The sequence below is a fragment of the Paraburkholderia saeva genome (assembly GCF_907164555.1).
Taxonomy (GTDB): Bacteria; Pseudomonadota; Gammaproteobacteria; order Burkholderiales; family Burkholderiaceae; genus Paraburkholderia; species Paraburkholderia saeva.
The window spans coordinates 519,452-536,383 of sequence record NZ_CAJQZC010000001.1; the positions used below are offsets into that span (position 1 = coordinate 519,452).

16 protein-coding genes are annotated in these 16,932 nt (G+C 62.7%); 11 read left to right on the forward strand and 5 right to left on the reverse strand.

Features of this window, described 5'->3' with window-relative positions:
• Window positions 1-19: 19 nt before the first annotated feature.
• The 3 genes from LPA36_RS02325 to LPA36_RS02335 form a co-directional block, all read right to left on the reverse strand.
• Window positions 20-967 (reverse strand): Dyp-type peroxidase, encoded by a 948-nt coding sequence (locus LPA36_RS02325; protein ID WP_228874534.1) that lies wholly within the window; start codon window positions 965-967, stop codon window positions 20-22.
• A gap of 266 nt (window positions 968-1,233) precedes the next feature.
• Window positions 1,234-2,076, reverse strand: a complete 843-nt coding sequence (locus tag LPA36_RS02330) for a DMT family transporter (RefSeq protein ID WP_228874535.1) — start codon at window positions 2,074-2,076, stop codon at window positions 1,234-1,236.
• A 76-nt stretch (window positions 2,077-2,152) separates the two neighbouring features.
• On the reverse strand, window positions 2,153-2,554 hold the full coding sequence (locus tag LPA36_RS02335) for a hypothetical protein (protein ID WP_228874536.1): 402 nt from the start codon (window positions 2,552-2,554) through the stop codon (window positions 2,153-2,155).
• Window positions 2,555-2,964: 410 nt separating this feature from the next.
• Between LPA36_RS02335 and LPA36_RS02340 the strand changes: the two genes are divergently transcribed.
• From LPA36_RS02340 to LPA36_RS02355, 4 genes are all read left to right on the forward strand, one after another.
• Window positions 2,965-3,801: an NAD-dependent epimerase/dehydratase family protein gene (locus LPA36_RS02340; protein ID WP_228874537.1), complete on the forward strand. Its 837-nt coding sequence runs from the start codon at window positions 2,965-2,967 to the stop codon at window positions 3,799-3,801.
• A gap of 29 nt (window positions 3,802-3,830) precedes the next feature.
• Complete coding sequence (locus LPA36_RS02345; protein WP_228874538.1) at window positions 3,831-5,123, forward strand: MFS transporter; 1,293 nt, start codon at window positions 3,831-3,833, stop codon at window positions 5,121-5,123.
• Window positions 5,124-5,285: 162 nt separating this feature from the next.
• The gene (locus LPA36_RS02350) at window positions 5,286-5,711 is read left to right on the forward strand and encodes a CopG family transcriptional regulator (protein WP_228874539.1); all 426 of its coding nucleotides are present in this window, start codon (window positions 5,286-5,288) and stop codon (window positions 5,709-5,711) included.
• A gap of 43 nt (window positions 5,712-5,754) precedes the next feature.
• Entirely contained in the window at window positions 5,755-6,879 is a 1,125-nt protein-coding gene (locus LPA36_RS02355) for an extracellular catalytic domain type 1 short-chain-length polyhydroxyalkanoate depolymerase (RefSeq protein WP_228874540.1), read from the forward strand.
• A 217-nt stretch (window positions 6,880-7,096) separates the two neighbouring features.
• On the opposite strand, the gene LPA36_RS02360 is transcribed toward LPA36_RS02355, so the two are convergent.
• Both LPA36_RS02360 and LPA36_RS02365 read right to left on the reverse strand, forming a co-directional pair.
• Complete coding sequence (locus LPA36_RS02360) at window positions 7,097-7,858, reverse strand: aldo/keto reductase (RefSeq protein ID WP_228874541.1); 762 nt, start codon at window positions 7,856-7,858, stop codon at window positions 7,097-7,099.
• A 9-nt stretch (window positions 7,859-7,867) separates the two neighbouring features.
• Window positions 7,868-9,157: an MFS transporter gene (locus LPA36_RS02365; protein ID WP_228874542.1), complete on the reverse strand. Its 1,290-nt coding sequence runs from the start codon at window positions 9,155-9,157 to the stop codon at window positions 7,868-7,870.
• A 173-nt stretch (window positions 9,158-9,330) separates the two neighbouring features.
• On the opposite strand from LPA36_RS02365, the gene LPA36_RS02370 reads away from it, so the two are divergent.
• The 7 genes from LPA36_RS02370 (at window position 9,331) to LPA36_RS02400 (ending at window position 16,700) form a co-directional block, all read left to right on the forward strand.
• The gene (locus tag LPA36_RS02370; RefSeq protein WP_228874543.1) at window positions 9,331-10,215 is read left to right on the forward strand and encodes a LysR substrate-binding domain-containing protein; all 885 of its coding nucleotides are present in this window, start codon (window positions 9,331-9,333) and stop codon (window positions 10,213-10,215) included.
• 144 nt (window positions 10,216-10,359) lie between these two features.
• The gene (locus tag LPA36_RS02375; RefSeq protein WP_228874544.1) at window positions 10,360-11,109 is read left to right on the forward strand and encodes an SDR family NAD(P)-dependent oxidoreductase; all 750 of its coding nucleotides are present in this window, start codon (window positions 10,360-10,362) and stop codon (window positions 11,107-11,109) included.
• Window positions 11,110-11,254: 145 nt separating this feature from the next.
• A complete protein-coding gene (locus tag LPA36_RS02380; RefSeq protein ID WP_228874545.1) occupies window positions 11,255-11,749 on the forward strand; it encodes a DUF3237 domain-containing protein in 495 nt (164 codons plus the stop codon).
• Window positions 11,750-11,913: 164 nt separating this feature from the next.
• Window positions 11,914-12,279, forward strand: coding sequence for an ArsR/SmtB family transcription factor (locus tag LPA36_RS02385; RefSeq protein ID WP_228874546.1), 366 nt, complete (start codon window positions 11,914-11,916; stop codon window positions 12,277-12,279).
• Window positions 12,254-12,739: an SRPBCC family protein gene (locus LPA36_RS02390; protein ID WP_228874547.1), complete on the forward strand. Its 486-nt coding sequence runs from the start codon at window positions 12,254-12,256 to the stop codon at window positions 12,737-12,739. The genes LPA36_RS02385 and LPA36_RS02390 overlap by 26 nt, the downstream gene beginning before the upstream one ends.
• A gap of 377 nt (window positions 12,740-13,116) precedes the next feature.
• Entirely contained in the window at window positions 13,117-16,050 is a 2,934-nt protein-coding gene (locus tag LPA36_RS02395) for a DNA-binding protein (RefSeq protein ID WP_228874548.1), read from the forward strand.
• A gap of 8 nt (window positions 16,051-16,058) precedes the next feature.
• Window positions 16,059-16,700 carry a DsbA family oxidoreductase gene (locus tag LPA36_RS02400; protein WP_228874549.1) on the forward strand — a complete coding sequence of 214 codons (642 nt, stop codon included), beginning with the start codon at window positions 16,059-16,061 and terminating at the stop codon, window positions 16,698-16,700.
• The last annotated feature ends 232 nt before the right edge of the window (window positions 16,701-16,932 follow it).

A 16,932-nucleotide genomic window follows, 5' to 3' on the forward strand; every position in this document is an offset into this window, starting at 1 on the left:
CCGCTTCATCGCCCGCCAGCTAAGGCGTGCGATCCGCCAGTTCTTCCAGCAGCGGGGCCGATGGCACAAAGAACAGTCCACCCGTGACGGCGCGGCTGTAATCGAGAAGCCGGTCGTAGTTGCCCGGTGGCCGGCCGACAAACATGTTCTCCAGCATCTGCTCGATCGGCTCGGGCGACCTTGCATACCCGATGAAGTAGGTTCCGAACTCGCCCGCGCCCGGGCGACCGAATGCCATGTTGTGACGCAGGATCTTCACTTCCTTGCCGTCTTTTTCGATCGTCGTGAGTGAACTGTGCGAGGACGAGGGTTTGACATCGTCGGCGAGTTCGACGTCGGACAGTTTCTTGCGGCCGATGATCCGTTCCTGTGCTTCAACGGGAAGTGAATCCCAGGCGACGAGGTCGTGCAGATACTTCTGCACGATGACATAGCTGCCACCCGCGAATTCGGGCTCCTGGTCGTCGATCACAGCGAAATCGACGGCTTCGCGGCCTCGCGGGTTTTCCGTTCCATCGACGAAGCCCACCATGTCGCGCAGGTCGAAATAACGAAACCCGTGCACTTCGTCCACGACAGAAACCGCGTCACCCATACGCGCCATCAGGTGCGTGGCGAGCTCGAAGCACAGATCCATGTGGTCCGCGCGGATGTGAAACAGGATATCCCCGGGCGTTGCAATCGCGCGTCGTTTGCCTTCGCCCACCTCGCGAAATGCGTGAAGGTTCGCGGGGCGGGGCGCGCCGAAAAGCGCGTCCCATGCGTCCGAGCCAAAACCACAGACACACGAGAGGTTGGCCGGCGGCGCGCGCGTGCCGACCGCACGCACCAGTGCCTCGACGTCGGCGCATAGCGCGCGTACGGTGTCTGCGTTCTCTCGGCCGGGCTTAACCGTGACGACGAGGAAAATGGCGCTGCGCGTAATGGGATTGCAGACGGCTTGCGGTTCTGGAGTGTCGTCAGCCATGGGGCGAAGATCCTCGACTCGTTCAGGGGCCCGCCGACGGCAGCGGGTGCTTCAGGAACAGCGTAACGGCATGGGTTGAATTGCGTTCAACAAGGTTAGTCAATCTTCGCGATCGGCGCGATACGACTTCAACTTCTGTCGGCACCGGAAACATCTTTCGGCTCGCATACAAGGGAATCTACACAGTTCCGCAAGGCGTGACAGCACAGGCGCTTCGATAGTTGCGCGCGAGGCAGCCCATCAGGTGCACACCGAAACCCGGCCGGTCACAGGCCCAGACAGATGGCTCCGGCCGTCACCACGAGGCACGCGAGCCAGCGTTTTCCACTGACCGCTTCCCGCAAAAATACCCGCCCGATCAGCACAGCGAACACCACGCTGGTCTCGCGCAACGCCGAAACCGTGCCCATCGCGCCCGACTGCATCGCCCAGATCACGATGCCGTACGCTGCGATCGACACAAGGCCGCCAGCGAACGACGAGCCGACCGCCATTGGCGCCTCCCATACGGGTGTCGTGAGTGCCGGGAGCCCACGCACCGCGACGAACAGCACCGGCATCAGCCAGTAGAACATGAACATCCACGCGGTGTAGGCGAGCGCCTCGCCGCCGGATAACCGTACGCCGATGCCGTCGATCACGGTGTAGAGCGCGATCGTCGCACCGGTCGTCAGCGCAGCGAGCGCGCCCGCGCGCGACACGTGGCGCCCCTGCAGCGCGAGCGCGATGATGCCACCCGAGATCATCGCGATCCCGAGCGCGTGCAACGGAGGGATCGCTTCGTGCGCGAAGAGCGCCGCACCGAGCGTGACGAGTAGCGGCGACGAGCCGCGCGCGATCGGATACGCCTGTGCGAGATCGCTGCGGCGATACGCCCGCACGAGGCTCATGTTGTAGACGATATGCACGAGCCCCGAAGCGACGATGTATGGCCAGGCCGCAGCGGCCGGCAGCGGCGTGAACACGATGACGAGCGTGGAGACCGCCGCGATGGCGATGCTCATCCACGTCATGGAAAGGAACCGGTCGCGGTTGCCGTGCAGCATCGCGTTCCAGCTTGCGTGGAGGAGAGCGGCGAAGAGGACAAGGCCGCCAGTCTGACTGAGCATTCGTTCCGGGCTGGAAAAGGTGAGGGAGATTATGTGCCGCCTGTATGTGCTGACATTGGCGTGAGTCTGCGAGCGTTCACTCGCCGCATTGCACGTCCTGCTTTGGCACAACGATGATCATCGGGTATGTCCCGTGGTCGAGTTCCACGCGTGCGACGACCGCCATCGTCGCGCTGTCGGTGTCGTCGTACACGCTGACTTTTTCATGTCGAAGGTTCGTGATGCCGGTGCAGCCGGACGCGCGACCTTCGTCGGAGATCTTGCACTGGATCGGGTTGTCCGCGAGGTAGCGGTATCGGTCCCGCTCGGGCGTCGCAAGGTATTCGCGAACGCTCTGCGCAGATCCGCCGACGCCGGTGACGTATCCCATGCTGCACTGCTGTCGGGATGCGTCGCTGCTCCCGGATGTTTCGGCTATCGCGGCTGTGCCTGCGGTCACGATGACCGCCGCGAGTGTCGAGGCAAGGAGGTAATTCATGGCGCTAGTCACGGTTGTCGGATCGAAGTGCTGGATTGTAGTGGGATCTTGCCGGGCGGGTCTGCAAACAGGGCGCTTCCAGGCGTGGTTATGAGGCGTCATTGATCGACGCCGCGCTGTGCCCCCGATCGCGCCGCACGCGGTTTTCTGGTGGTCGGTCGACGTTTCGAAAGGCAGCTATGTGATACGACGTCATATAAATAATCTGTCTATTTCTGACTTAACCACACGTGAAATGTCTTCTAACCCCTTATTTTAATGCGGGTAAATGCCTGGTTGAAATGTGCCGGCGCATGGAAGATAGTACGTTATCGTACAACTAAAGCTGGTTAATCACCGTTGCCGCCTCAGCTTGACTGCTGGTTATCGCCAGCGTCGTTAGAGCATTCGGGGGCACTTGAAGGAGCCTTATGAAAAAGATTGCCCTGAGTGGAGCCGGCGGACAGCTTGGCTCGGTCGTGCGGACTGCGTTGATCGAACGTGGCATCGCATTGCGTTCGGCCGCGGGTTCCAGACCGCTGGTTCCTCTGGTGGAAGGCGAGGACGTCATGCACGGCGACCTGCGCGACCCGGCCGTCGTGGACCGTCTGCTGGACGGAGTCGACGTGCTGATCCATTTCGCTGGCACGAGTGTGGAACGTCCTCTGCCCGAGATCATCGACAACAACCTGCGCGCGCTTGTCGAGGTGTACGAAGGCGCGCGCAGGCAAGGCGTGCGGCGCGTGGTGTTCGCCAGTTCGAACCACGCGATCGGGATGTATCCGGTCACCGAACATCTCGCTCTCGATTGCGCGTTGCGGCCGGACGGTTTCTACGGTCTGAGCAAGGTGTGGGGCGAAGCCCTGGCAAGAATGTATTGGGACAAGCATGGCATCGAGAGTATCTGCGTGCGTATCGGCAGTTGCCTCGATCAGCCGACCGAGCCCCGACACCTGAGCACCTGGTTCGGCCATCGCGACCTGATGCATTTCCTCGACCGTTGTATCGAAGCGGAAGACGTGGGCTTCATGACCGTCTGGGGCGTCTCCGCCAACACACGCAGCTGGTGGGACAACGAGGGTGCCGGGCGCCTGGGTTATCAGCCGACACAGAACGCAGAGGCATACGCCGCGCAGATCCTCGCACGGCCGAACCCGCTTGATGCACTGGGCCAACGCTACCAGGGCGGCAGCTTCGTCGGCCTCGACTACTCGCGCAAGGATGCCGACCCCGATACCCCGGCTGATTCCGTCGTGCGACCCATCTGATCAGTTAGAGATTTCGAGGAGACACAGCCATGAAAATCAAGGGCATCCGCTGGTGGATGGTCAGCCTGGTCGCGGCCGGGCTCATCATCAATTACCTCGCGCGCAACACGCTTTCGGTGGCCGCGCCGACATTGATGAAAGACCTCCATATGACCACTGCGCAGTACGCGCATGTCGTGGTGGCGTGGCAGCTTTGCTATGCGTTCATGCAACCGGTCGCGGGCTATCTGCTCGACACCGTCGGCACCAAGATCGGCTTTGCGGCATTCGCGCTCGCCTGGTCTCTGGCCTGCGCGGCGGCGGCGTGGTCGACGGACTGGCGCGGCCTTGCGTTTTTTCGCGGCCTCCTTGGCATCGCCGAAGCGGCCGGCATTCCGGCCGGCGTGAAGGCGACAAGCGAGTGGTTCCCGGCGAAAGAGCGTTCGGTGGCGATCGGCTGGTTCAACATTGGCTCGTCCATCGGGGCGCTGCTCGCACCGCCGCTGGTTGTCTGGGCTTTGCTGCACGGGCAATGGCAATGGGCGTTTGTGATCGTCGGTGTAGCGGGCGTGGTCTGGAGCGCGCTGTGGATGCTGCTGTACAAGCATCCGCGTCATCAGAAGCTGCTAAGCGACGCTGAACGGGACTACATCCTCAGCGGACAGGAGGCAAAGCACAGCGATGACGGCGCCCCCAGGCGAAGCTGGGCCGCCATGCTCCGAAGCCGCAATTTCTGGGCGATCGGCATTCCACGGATTCTGTCCGAGCCGGCCTGGCAGACATTCAATGCATGGATTCCGCTGTACATGATGACCGAGCGGCACATGAACCTGAAGGAAATCGCGCTGTATGCGTGGATGCCCTTTCTGGCTGCGGATATTGGCTGCGTGCTGGGAGGGTACCTCAGTCCGCTGTTCCATAAGTACGCGAAGGTCTCGCTGTTCACGTCGCGCAAGATGGTCTTCGTTTTCGGTGCGTGCTGTATGGTCGGACCCGCGTGTGTCGGCCTGGTGGCGAGTCCTTACGCGGCTGTTGCGCTGCTGTGCGTCGGCGGCTTCGCTCACCAGACCTTGTCAGGTGCGTTGTATTCGATCACGTCGGACATGTTCGGCAAGAACGAAGTCGCGACCGCCACGGGCATGGGCGGCATGGCCGGCTACCTGGGCGCTGCGGCGTTCACTGCGCTGTTCGGCGTGCTGGTCACGCAGGTCGGTTACAGCCCGCTCTTCGTCGTACTCGCGGTGTTCGACATCATCGCGGCGGGTGTGGTGTGCTGGCTAGCGCGAAGCGGTGACCGCGTGCGCGAGCCGCAACTGGTGGCAGTGAGTCCGGGAGTCAGGTAAGGCGCGGGGTTTGGACCGGCAGCCTGAGGTGCGGGCTGGCTGGTCGCCGTCTCCCGCCGGGCGGCCCGGACGCGGAGAAATCACTCCGACCCCTGATTTTCATGTTGCAATGCAACGTAGACCATCCTATAACCATCCATATGGATGGCAAGAGGATGGAAAATGAAAGATCCAGCGATCGTCGCCACCCCGCGAACTCGGGGTGGTGATTCTGAAAAAATTACGATTAATCTCGGCCCGGTCGATCTCGGTCAGATCGATCTTCTGGTGGAAGAAGGTTTTTATTCGAACCGCACTGACCTGATCCGCACCGCAATCCGTAACCAGCTTGCGCTGCATGCGCAGGTCGTCCAGGAAACGGTTGCGCGTCGGGCGCTCGTGCTCGGGCTGCAGCATTTTTCCAGGCAGGACCTCGAGGCGGTTCGCGCCGCGCGCGAGCGTCTGAACATTCAGGTGCTGGGGCTGGCCAGCATCGCCGCCGACGTTTCCCCCGAACTTGCGCTCGCGACCATCGAAAGCGTCGTGGTACTGGGTGCATTTCAGGCCTCGCCCGCCGTCAAGGCAGCGCTCGCCGGCAGAATCCGCTAGCCATGCGACGCTCAATCACAATGCCGGTAACCGGACCCACGCGATGAAACCCAACGAAGGCTTCCTGAACGCAATGCGCGAGGCAGTGGCTTTGCTGCGTCACCGCGGCCCAGCCGAAGCGACAGAGGCAATCCGGCGTGCGCTGCGAGGCGACACTGCCGGCACCACGAACGAAGGCGCGTCGCGAAACGAGACGCACGCACCTGTCACATTCCCGTTTGCGGAGGCAAAGGCACCGTGGAAATCGAAGTCGAAAGACGCCTTCGCGCCCGCGGCACGGGAAACGAATGTCGACGTCGAAGACCGCGGACACTTCAGCACGCTGACGTATTCGAATGCTGCAGGTCACCGTCAGTATCGGCTTTACGTGCCGTCCGGGGACGCGGGCGAGCCATTGCCGCTGATTGTGATGTTGCACGGCTGCACGCAGAATGCCGACGATTTCGCAACGGGCACGCAGATGAATACGCTCGCCGAGCGGCATCGATGTCTCGTGGCCTATCCGGTGCAGCCGCGTCAGGCCAATCCGTCGAAGTGCTGGAACTGGTTCAGACCCGATGATCAGCATCGTGAGCGTGGCGAACCGTCATTGATCGCAGGCATCACGCGCGAAATTATCGCGGCCCATCACGTCGATCCTGCGCGCGTGTACGTCGCCGGCATGTCGGCGGGGGGCGCAATGGCGGCAATCATGGTTGCCGCGTATCCCGAACTGTATGCCGCAGCCGGCGTGCATTCTGGTCTGCCCGCGCACTGCGCACACGATTTACCTTCTGCGCTCGCAGCGATGAAGGGTGGCAGACAACCGGGTGCGCCACTGCATACGAAGCGCGCCGAAGATCTGCCGCAACGACCCATGATCGTCTTTCACGGCGACGCGGATGCGACCGTTCACGTAGCAAATGCCGCGCGGATCCTGCATGGCTTCGGTGCACAACGGGGCGTCGATCGCGAGGCGCGTCGGGTCGACGCGGGCGGTCGTACCTGGTCGGTCTCCCGGCTGGTTTCCGGTGGCGGCGTCGATGCGGAGTTGTGGACCATTCATGGCGGCTCGCACGCATGGTCGGGAGGCGATGCGAACGGCAGCTATACGGACCCGACGGGCCCGGATGCAAGTGCCGAAATGATGCGTTTCTTTCTCGCGCATCCTCGACTGCAGGGCGGGTAGTCCGCGGTTCCGCCGGCAAGTCCGCTGGCAAGTGATGGCGAAGACACGCAGGCTGGATTGCCGTGAGCACGCCTGCGCGACGACCTTCCGACGGATTGCGAACAGATGTGAACTAGCCGTGCCGACGCTGCGCGGTTGCGCGATCCAGCAGCGTCAATTCCTGATCGGAAAGCGTGACGACACTGGCGGCCACGTTTTCTTCCAGATGCGCGACCTTTTACGTTCCGGGTATCGGCAGGATGACCGGGCTGCGTTGCAACAGCCACGCGAGCGCGATCTGGCCGACGCTCGCCTGATGGCGACGCGCGATCGTGTCGAGCAGCGACCCGCCACGGGTCAGTTCGCCCGCCGCCAGCGGATACCAGGGGATAAAGCCGATGCCGTGGGCGGTGCAATAGTCCAGCACGTCTTCGCTGCTGCGGTCGCCCAGGTTGAAGCGGTTCTGCACGGTCGCTACCTTGAAGTGTTTAGATGCGGCCTTGATGTCGGCTACCGAGACTTCGCTCAACCCGGCGTGCCGGACCACACCTGTGTCGATTAGCTCGCGGACTGCGCCGAACTGCTCGTCCCGCGGCACAACAGGGTCAATGCGATGTAACTGCCACAGGCCGATCTGTTCGACGCCGAGCCGTTGCAGGCTGCCGTGGGCCTGCTGAAGCAGATACTCCGGCCGGCCCTGTGGTATCCACTGGTTGGGACCTGTGCGTGCCAGCCCCGCCCTGGTCGCCACGAGCATGTCGGCGCCATACGGATGCAGCGCTTCGCGGATCAGTTCTTCCGAAACGCCTGGGCCATACGAGTCCGCCGTGTCGATGAAATTCACGCCGAGTTCTGGCAGCCGACGCAGCACGCGGATGGCTTCGGCGCGATCGGTCGGCGCGCCCCAGATGCCCGGGCCGGTGATGCGCATTGCGCCAAATCCGAGCCGCCGGATTTCCATGTCGCCGCCAATCCTGAAGGTATGGTGTGGGAGATTCATGGGTGAGCCTTAAGGGTTGCGGCAAAAAATCCGCCCTGGAGTAGCGATGCGTGAGGCGGAAGCAATCGCCTGATGTTGCGCTCTCAGCAGATGCCTGCCGATGCTCGCTGTCAGGATCAGCGCAGCGACTTCACAGACAGCAGCGGTCCAGCCGAGGTTGTTCACCGACGTGAAACTCAACGTCAGCGAACCGAGCGCGGCGCCGAGCGAAAACCCGAAATACATGAACGAAGCATTCAGCGACAGCGCAATGGGCGTGCCGCGCAGCCCCGCGAAATGGATCAGCCCGGCCTGCTGCGCGGGGTAAAACGACCAGTGCGCGATACCCCAGGCCACGACACCGATCAGAATGGGCACGAGCGCCCATGTTTTCGACAGCCAGTGGCCACTCGCCGACATCAGCGAGAACGCCACGATCGACACGGCGAGGCAGGGGATGATCACGCGGCCCGGGCCGAGGCGATCCACTGCCTTGCCGCCGATGAACACGCCGATGCCCGCCGCGACGCCCCACGTGAACAGCACGTACCCGATCTGCGCGCCGTGCAGCGGCGTGGTGCTCGCAATGAAGAGCGCGAGGTACGTATAGATCGTATAGGCGCCCATGGCCCAGAGCGTCGTGACGAGCAGTGTCATCAGGATGACCGGCTGACGCGCGACCTGCATGCGTTCGCGCAGGGTGGCCGTCGGCAATCCTGCGCCGATCGTGCGCGGCAGGCCGATCAGGAGACCCGCTGTCGCCGCCGCCGCGAGCGCCGCGACGCCCGCAAAGGTCATGCGCCAGCCGAGCCGGTCACCGACGAGTGCGCCAAGCGGCACGCCAAAGGCCACCGCGATCGTGATGCCACCGTTGACGATGGCGAGCGCCGTGCCGCGTCGCTCGGGTCCGGCGATGGCGCCCGCGAGCGCGTTGGCGCCGGGAACATACAGGCCGGCCGCAGCGGCAAGCAGGATGCGGGCCGCCATCAGTTCCCAATAGTTCTGGGCGCCCCAGGCCATGACGTTTGCCACGGCGAAGGCCGAGAGCGACAGGATCATCAGCGTGCGCCGGTGGAGCGCACCGGTCACCGCCGTAAGTACAGGTGAACTGAGCGCGTAGGCAAGGGCAAAAACCGTGACAAGCTGGCCCGTTGCGACAATGCTGGTGTGCAGGTCGGCGGCCATGTCCGGCAGCAGGCCGGCAATCATGAAGCTTTCGGTGCCGACGGCGAACGTGCCGAGCGCCAGCCAGTACAGCGGCGCAAGGGATAAGCGTGCGGTGGCGGCGTCCACATTTGCTGCAGGGTTGAGTCTGGACATGATTTCCTCGAGATGGCGTGGCCACCTGCTTCGATTCGGTGAGCAGGCAGTCTGTCGAACTTGAGGAGGAGAGTATGGACAGACGGCAACAAGAAAAACAGGCTAAGGTTCCGAATATCCCGGACAGTAAAGTCCGGAATGCAGCGAAGTCTTGATTGCCGGGCGACGCGGTGATGGACAGCCTCAGCGGTATTTCGATGTTCGTGCAGGTGGCCGAAACCCGCAGCTTTACGGAGGCGGGACGTCTGCTCGGCGTATCGTCTTCGGCGGTGGGCAAAAGCGTCGCGCGCATCGAGGAGCGGCTGGGCGTGCGCCTCTTTCACCGCAGCACGCGCAGCATCACGCTGACTGCCGAAGGCGCGTTGTTCCTGGAACGATGCCGGCGCATCCTCGGCGAAATCGAGGCGGCGGAAGCCGAGTTGTCGAGCGTGGTGGGCAGCCCGCGTGGCAGGCTGCGGATCAGTACGCCGCAACTGTCCGCGCTGATCATGCCGGCGCTCGAGGGCTTCATGACGCAGTATCCGGACATCGAACTCGATGTCGATCTCTCCGATCGCATGGTGGATGTCATCGAAGAAGGCTTCGATGCGGTGATACGCACGGGCGTGCAGCACGACTCGAGACTGGTGTCGCGGCGCCTCGGTTCCTGCGGGCAGGTGCTTGTCGCTTCGCCGGGTTACCTCAGGCAGCACGGCGTGCCCGCGCATCCTTCCGAACTCGTTCGGCACGCCTGTCTGCTGCACAGATTTCCCGCCAGCGGCAAGCTGGAGCGCTGGCCGTTTCAGCTCGCGGCATCGGAAGCCGAGCCGGACCTGCCGCAAACCTTCGTCAGCAACACCATTGAAGTGCTGGGCTTTCTGGCGCTGCAGAACAAGGGCCTCGCGTTTCTGCCGACCTTCATCGTGCGGGATGCGCTCGCGAGCGGCGCGTTACAGATCGTGCTCGACGATTTCATCGACCAGACCGTCACCTTCTGGATCCTGTGGCCGGCCAGCCGTTACGCGTCGCCGAAGCTGCGTGTTTTCATCGACTACGTCAGCGAAGCGCTGCGTATCTAGCGTGATGGCCCGGTAGCCGGACGGAAATGTCCGAAATGACCGGAATCTCAACCTGTTTATTTCCGGTGTTGTGGACCCTACTATTGCCCGTAACGCGCTGATGGCACTGTCAGCTGCTTCCAGAAACCTCACGAGGGAAATGCAATGTCTACTCATCCTGTCGTTCTCATCACCGGCGCGCTCACCGGCATTGGCCGCGCCACTGCGTTGGCCTTTGCGCGTGAGGGCGCCCGTGTCGTCGTTTCCGGGCGGCGCGCTAACGAAGGCCAGAAACTGGCCGACGCGCTTCGCGCGCTCGGCACGGAAGCGGAGTTCATCCAGTCCGATGTGCGGTTCGAGGACGAAGTACGCAACCTCGTCGAGAAGACGGTGGCACGCTTTGGGCGGCTCGACATCGCGGTCAACTCGGCGGGGACCGAAGGCGAGTCCGGCCCGGTGACGGACCGCACGCCTGAAGGGTATGCAGCCGTCTTCGATACCAATGTGCTCGGCACGCTGCTCAGCATGAAGCACGAGATGCGCGCGATGATGGCGCAGGGCGGCGGCAGCATCGTCAACATCTCGTCGACGATGGGCTCGCGCGGCGCGGCAAACGCATCGCTCTATGTAGCGAGCAAACACGCGGTGGAAGGTCTGACACGCTCGGCCGCGATCGAGGGCGCCGTAGCCGGCGTGCGCGTCAACGCAGTCGCGCCGGGTCCGGTCGAAACCGCGATGCTCGACCGCCTGACCGGCACCGCCGAACGGAAGAGCGCCTTTCTCACGAACGTTCCACTCAAACGCGCGGGAACGCCTGAAGAGATCGCGGATGCGATTATGTTCGTCGCGTCTCGGAAGGCAAGTTTCATGACCGGCGAGGTCATCAGGATCAACGGCGGCAAGACAGCTTCATAACGCTTGTGTGCGGGCCTGCTGCGTCTGCGCTTTTCCAGACCGGAACAGGCCGCTGATTTTTCATTGCGTGCGAAAACGGTTCAACAACATAGGCGATGAACTTAAGGACGCGGGGCGTTCCGCGTCATCTATTGCGAGGTGAAACATGACCAGTGCATTCTTCGAGAGCCTGCCGGCGCCGCTTAAAAGCGTGCAGACGCGGCCATTGTTCGTCATGCGACTCGACGTCAAGCCGATCGTTGTTGTCGGCGCGACGCCGGGCTCGTTTCGTCGCGTGGGTATCGTGCCATCGGGGACATTCGAAGGTGAACGGCTGTCCGGCAAAGTGCTCGATGGGGGCAGCGACTGGCAAGCCGTACGCACCGACGGCAGCACCACGCTCGACGTCCGCCTTCTTCTGCAAACCGGCGACGGCGCGACGATCACCATGTCGTACCGCGGTGTCCGCCACGGTCCAGCGGAAGTGATGCAGCGACTCGACAAAGGCGAAGCTGTCGATCCATCGAGCTACTACTTCCGGATCGCCCCGATCTTCGAAGCACCTGCCGGTCAATACGAATGGCTGAACCGCGTCGTTGCAGTCGGCACGGGGCACCGGTTCCCCGAAGGTCCTACGTACAGCGTGTTTGAAGTGATGTGAGCGGCATGTCTGTCTGCGTCGGCGTCTTCAACGTAGTGATGCTTTTGCAGGCGAATGCTGTTTGACGGAATGCTCGCTGCGAGCGTTTGCCTTCGCCTCGCCAATGTCGTCTGCAATGAGGCAGCATCGTTCGCTGCCTTTATTTTTGCTCTATACTTAGCTTTATGGCTAAGTATTTTCCTGCGACGAGTGAGGTGTTCCAGGCGCTTGGTGACCCGACCCGCTGCGCCATCGTCAGCGCGTTAGGCCACGGCGAGCAGAGCGTGTCAGCGCTAGCGGCGCCTTTCGACATGGCGCTGCCGTCCTTCATGAAACATCTGGCGGTGCTCGAGCGCTGCGGCCTCATCCGGACGAGCAAGCTCGGGCGCACGCGTACCTGCGAACTCGTCCCCGACGGCCTGACGCAGGCCGGGCAATGGCTGGCCTCGCAGCGCGCCATGTGGGAGAAACGGTCTGACCGCATGGCCAACTTCGTCGAAAACCTGCATGTAGAGGAGCAAACCCATGGCAAACGACGCCGTCGATCATGAGGAATCGCGCGACCTGGTCATCTCCAGGGTACTGCGCGCGCCACGAGCCGCGCTATGGCGCGCGTGGTCAGAACCGGACCTGCTCAAGGAATGGTGGTGTCCCCACCCCTGGACCACCGAAGTGCGGGCCTTTGATTGGCGACCGGGCGGCGCGTTTCACACCTTCATGCAGGGCCCCGATGGCGGCACCAGCGACAATCCCGGTTGCTTCCTCGAAATCGTCCCGCAGTCGCGAATCGCGTTCACCTCGATGCTTACTGCGGGTTGGCGGCCGAACACGCCGTGGCTGGGATTCACCGCGATCATCACCATGACCGACGAAGGCGCCGGCTGCAGGTACGTGGCGAGAGTGATGCACCCCGATGAGAACACGCGCGACCAGCACGAACAGATGGGATTCTTCGACGGCTGGAATACCTGCATCACTCAACTCGACGATTTTGCGGGCACGCTCCCTTGAGTGCGGCCGATATTGCGTGAATACCCTGCGCCGTCTGTAGCGCTGGACCCTGTATATTCGGCGTCGCGGCGATCGACGCGGCATTTCCAGCCTCGCGCCCGGTTAGCCGGGCGACGCAACGCAGGGCTTCAGACATTTGAACGGCATCCAGCCACCTTGAGTTGCGCGCCGTGTGCGGCCTGGCGCGGTACGCTTGCGCAAGGCGAGTACGCAATCGCATGCATTTGAGCGTGTGTTGCAGGCGCGCCTGAACTGACCTGCAGTTTTGTCCACGCGATAAAATCCTTCATACGGCTTTCAAATGAAGATCGCTGGACGTAGTAACGTATCGAAGAATCTAGATTTTTGGCCCGGTCACCCTGGTTTTTGAGGCGCTTATGTCTACGGACACAGACACAATCACAGATGAACTGGTCGCTGCTATCGCAGATCGCATGGTCGAAGAAGGCAGAAGAGTTTCCCCAGTCACGATCTGGTCGGAGGTTCGAGGCGGCTCGCTGGTAGCGATCGTTGCGGCCTTGCAGCGCTGGCGCGACGCGCGACAGCCCACCACGCAGGAAACGCTGGCGCAGGCAGGATTGCCCGAAGGCCTCGTCGAAACGATGATGAGCGCCGCCGGTCGCATCTGGACGGCGTCGCACGAAGAAGCCGAGCGGTCGTTCAACCAGCGGCTGGCGGAAATGAACCAGCACGTCGCTGCCGCTCACGTCGAACGTGACGAGGCGCTTGCAGAGTTTCAGAGGGTTCTGGATGAAGTCGAAGCGGGCCGCAAGGCACGTGAAGAGCTGACCGCGATCGTCTCAGCGAAGAGCGAAGAGATAGCGCGCATTACCCAGGCGCGCGAGGACGCGCGACAGGAAATCGCGACACTCGCCGATACCTGTCAGGCGAAATCGGAAGAAGTGGCGCGCTGGTCGCAGGAGGCAGGTGCGGCTTCATCACGCGCGGATGCCGCCGAAACACGCATCGCGGAACTTGAGCAGCGTGCGTCGGAAGAAGCGGGGGTGCTTGAAGCGACGAAGACGTCGCTTGCAGAAGCGCATCAGGCGCATGAAACACTAAGCGCCGTCGTCGCGGGCAAGAGCGAAGAGATTGCGCGAACCAATCAGCAGCTTGACGAGGCGCGGCAAGAGATCGCGACGCTCGCCGAGACCTGTCAGGCGAAGTCGGAAGAAGTGACGCGCTGGTCGCAAGAGGCAGGCGCGGCTACTTCGCGTGCTGAAGCGGCCGAAACGCGTATCGAGGAACTCGTACAACGCGCGTCGGAAGAAGCGGCTACGCTGCAAGCCACAAAGACATCGCTTGAAGAAGCCAGCAAGGCACATGAAGCGCTGACAGCCGTCGTTACAGGAAAAGACGACGAACTCGCGCAGACGGGTCAGCAGCTTGCCGAAGCGCGTCAGGAAATTGCGACCCTCGGCGCAACCTGCGAGACGAAATCCGCCGAAGTAACGCACTGGACGCAAGAGGCGAGTGCAGCTGCATCGCGTGCGACAGCCGCCGAGGCACGCATCGTCGAACTCGAACAACGTGTGTCGGAAGAAGTCGCGGCACTGCAAGCCACAAAAGCATCGCTTGAAGAAGCGGATAAGGCGCATGAAGAACTGACTGCGGTCGTTGCAGGCAAGAACGATGAGATCGCGCGGGCCAGTCAGACGCTCGACGAGTCGCGACAGCAGATCGCGACCTTGAACGACGCCTTGCAGGCAAAGTCGGAAGAAGCGACACGCTTGACGCAGGAGGCAAGTGCCGCTTCATCGCGCGCTGAGGCCGCTGACACGCGTATCGAAGAACTCGTTCAGCGCGCATCTGAAGAAGCGGCTGCACTGCAGGCCACGCAGACATCGCTCGACGAAGCGCGCAAGGCACATGAAGAACTGACCGCGGTAGTCGCTGGCAAGAACGACGAAATCGCGCAAACGAATCAGCAACTCGACGCGGCGCGGCAGGAGAGCGCAACACTGAGCGAAGCGCTGCAGGCGAGATCCGAAGAAGCTGCACGCCTCTCGGAGGATGCGGTCGCGGCGACGTCGCGCGCGGAATCCGCCGAAGCGCGCATTGAGGCACTCGTGCAGCGCGCTTCCGAGGAAGCAGAAAAACTCGAGACCACCAGGACGTCGCTTGAAGCGGCGCTTAAGGCACGCGAAGCGCTAGCCGCAGTAGTCTCCGGCAAGAGCGAGGAAATTGCACAGGCTACCCAGCAGCTTGATCTCGCGCAGCAGGAAATTGCGAAGCTAAACGACGCATGTGAAGCAAAGGCGCAAGAGGCGAGCGCGGCCGCATCGCGCGCCGAAGCCGCCGAAACACGTATCGAGGAACTCGTGCAGCGCGCTGCGGAAGAAGCGGCGAAACTGCAGGCCGCAAATGTGTCGCTTGAAGAGTCGCGCAAAGCAGGTGAAGCGTTGAACGCGATCGTATCAGGCAAGAACGACGAGATTTCGCAGACCACCCAGTTGCTCGACAAGGCGCGTCAGCAGATCGCCACGTTGAGCAATGCGTTTAAGGCGAAGTCGGAGGAAGTGGCGCGCTGGTCGCAGGAAGCGAGTGCGGCTGCCGCGCGCGCTGACGCGGCGAAAGCAGAGGTGAACGAAGGCGTCGCGCGACTTGCCGCGATGGAGGCCCAGCGCGATCAGGCCCGCAATGCGTTCGTGGCCGAGCGCAAGGCCAGTGCCGCGCGCAAGGAAGAAGTCCAGACGCAACTCACGGAATTGCAGCGCGTCACGCGGGAACTCGCGGAAGCGCGTGAGCGCGAAAGCACCGCAACGGCTGCGAAAGCGGCCGCAAGCGCGGAACTCGCCCGGGTATCGCAGGAGGCGTCGGCGGCGAAGGATCGCGCCGAAGCCGCCGAAAAGCATGTCACGCAACTGGAGCAGCGTCTGGCCGCGCATCTGTCGACCGACTCGATCGAAAGTCAGCGCGCGCAGCAACTTGCAATGCACGCGGGCGACGCTGCAAGTGCGGAAGAGGTCGACGCGTTGCAACGCCAGATATCGGCGCAGGCGAAAGCCCATGAAAAGGCCGCGAATGAACTTCGCGCCAATGCGGAACAGTGGGCGGCGCATGCGAAGGAACTCAAGCAAAGGCTCAGTCAGGCCGGCGAGAAGATCCTGTTCATCGACGCGCGCAGTACCGGCGAGGTCGCGCTGTTGCGTCGGCTCTCGTCCGAACTGGAGCGCGTCAAGCCGGATCACGAGTTGATTTCCCGGGAAACGCAGCAAAAGATGATCGGTGCGACGATGGCCCAGCAGCTCGCGCAGAAGGGTTATCAATACAACCCGGCTACGGCCATCATGACCAAGGTGGAGGGCTGAGAAACGCAATGGCTAAACAGCTGACAATCGATTTTGTCTCCGATATCGCATGCCCGTGGTGTGCGATCGGCCTGTCATCGCTTCAACTCGCGCTATCGCGCCTCTCCGATGCTGTCGACGCGCAGATCGCCGTGCATCCCTTTGAGCTGAATCCGGAGATGGAGCCAGGCGGCGAGGCTATCGTCGACTATCTTGGCAAGAAATACGGACGCACGCCGGAGCAGATTGCCGAAACGCAGGCGATGATTCGCGAGCGCGGCGAGAGCGTGGGCTTTACGTTTGGCCCGCGCACGCGGGTCTATAACACGTTCGATGCGCATCGCCTGATGCATTGGGCGGGTATCGAAGGCAGGCAGTTGGCGCTCAAGATGGCGCTGTTGCGCGCCTATCACGGCGATGGCAAGGACCCGAGCGACCACGAAGTCCTGGTCGAAGCGGCCCGCTCCGTTGGCCTCGACGCCGCGGAGGCCCGCGACGTGCTGCAAAGCGGACGCTACGCAGATGACGTTCGCGCCGAAGAGCAGAAATATCAGAACCTGGGCATTCATTCGGTGCCGGCGATCATCTTCAACCAGCGATATCTGGTTTCCGGCGGGCAACCCGTCGAAACCTTCGAGCAGGCCATCCAGCAGATTCTGTCGGAAGCGTAGCGTGCCGCCCGCACGGCGCGCCGCTCGCCGCACCAGCGGGAGCCGGCGCGCCGGCCGTACTCGTCTCGAACCGGCGACCATACAGTGACCTTTCCGCGCCCATCTTTCGGTGAAGGCGGTGGCCGGTCACGCATCGCGCACCCCCTCAACGCCGCGACGCCCGGTTGCAAACCACCTCTACGCCGGTTTCGCAGACCGACGGCCAGCTCCCCGATCTGAACGAGCATGTCCG

Bases quoted from the DNA above. Each gene is read 5' to 3' on its own strand.
- LPA36_RS02365 (WP_228874542.1), bottom strand. From the start codon at position 9,157: ATGTCCAGACTCAACCCTGCAGCAAATGTGGACGCCGCCACCGCACGC.
- LPA36_RS02370 (WP_228874543.1), top strand. From the start codon at position 9,331: ATGGACAGCCTCAGCGGTATTTCGATGTTCGTGCAGGTGGCCGAAACC.
- LPA36_RS02375 (WP_228874544.1), top strand. From the start codon at position 10,360: ATGTCTACTCATCCTGTCGTTCTCATCACCGGCGCGCTCACCGGCATT.
- LPA36_RS02350 (WP_228874539.1), top strand. From the start codon at position 5,286: ATGAAAGATCCAGCGATCGTCGCCACCCCGCGAACTCGGGGTGGTGAT.
- LPA36_RS02325 (WP_228874534.1), bottom strand. From the start codon at position 967: ATGGCTGACGACACTCCAGAACCGCAAGCCGTCTGCAATCCCATTACG.
- LPA36_RS02335 (WP_228874536.1), bottom strand. From the start codon at position 2,554: ATGAATTACCTCCTTGCCTCGACACTCGCGGCGGTCATCGTGACCGCA.
- LPA36_RS02360 (WP_228874541.1), bottom strand. From the start codon at position 7,858: ATGAATCTCCCACACCATACCTTCAGGATTGGCGGCGACATGGAAATC.
- LPA36_RS02385 (WP_228874546.1), top strand. From the start codon at position 11,914: ATGGCTAAGTATTTTCCTGCGACGAGTGAGGTGTTCCAGGCGCTTGGT.
- LPA36_RS02345 (WP_228874538.1), top strand. From the start codon at position 3,831: ATGAAAATCAAGGGCATCCGCTGGTGGATGGTCAGCCTGGTCGCGGCC.
- LPA36_RS02355 (WP_228874540.1), top strand. From the start codon at position 5,755: ATGAAACCCAACGAAGGCTTCCTGAACGCAATGCGCGAGGCAGTGGCT.
- LPA36_RS02380 (WP_228874545.1), top strand. From the start codon at position 11,255: ATGACCAGTGCATTCTTCGAGAGCCTGCCGGCGCCGCTTAAAAGCGTG.
- LPA36_RS02390 (WP_228874547.1), top strand. From the start codon at position 12,254: ATGGCAAACGACGCCGTCGATCATGAGGAATCGCGCGACCTGGTCATC.
- LPA36_RS02400 (WP_228874549.1), top strand. From the start codon at position 16,059: ATGGCTAAACAGCTGACAATCGATTTTGTCTCCGATATCGCATGCCCG.
- LPA36_RS02340 (WP_228874537.1), top strand. From the start codon at position 2,965: ATGAAAAAGATTGCCCTGAGTGGAGCCGGCGGACAGCTTGGCTCGGTC.
- LPA36_RS02395 (WP_228874548.1), top strand. From the start codon at position 13,117: ATGTCTACGGACACAGACACAATCACAGATGAACTGGTCGCTGCTATC.
- LPA36_RS02330 (WP_228874535.1), bottom strand. From the start codon at position 2,076: ATGCTCAGTCAGACTGGCGGCCTTGTCCTCTTCGCCGCTCTCCTCCAC.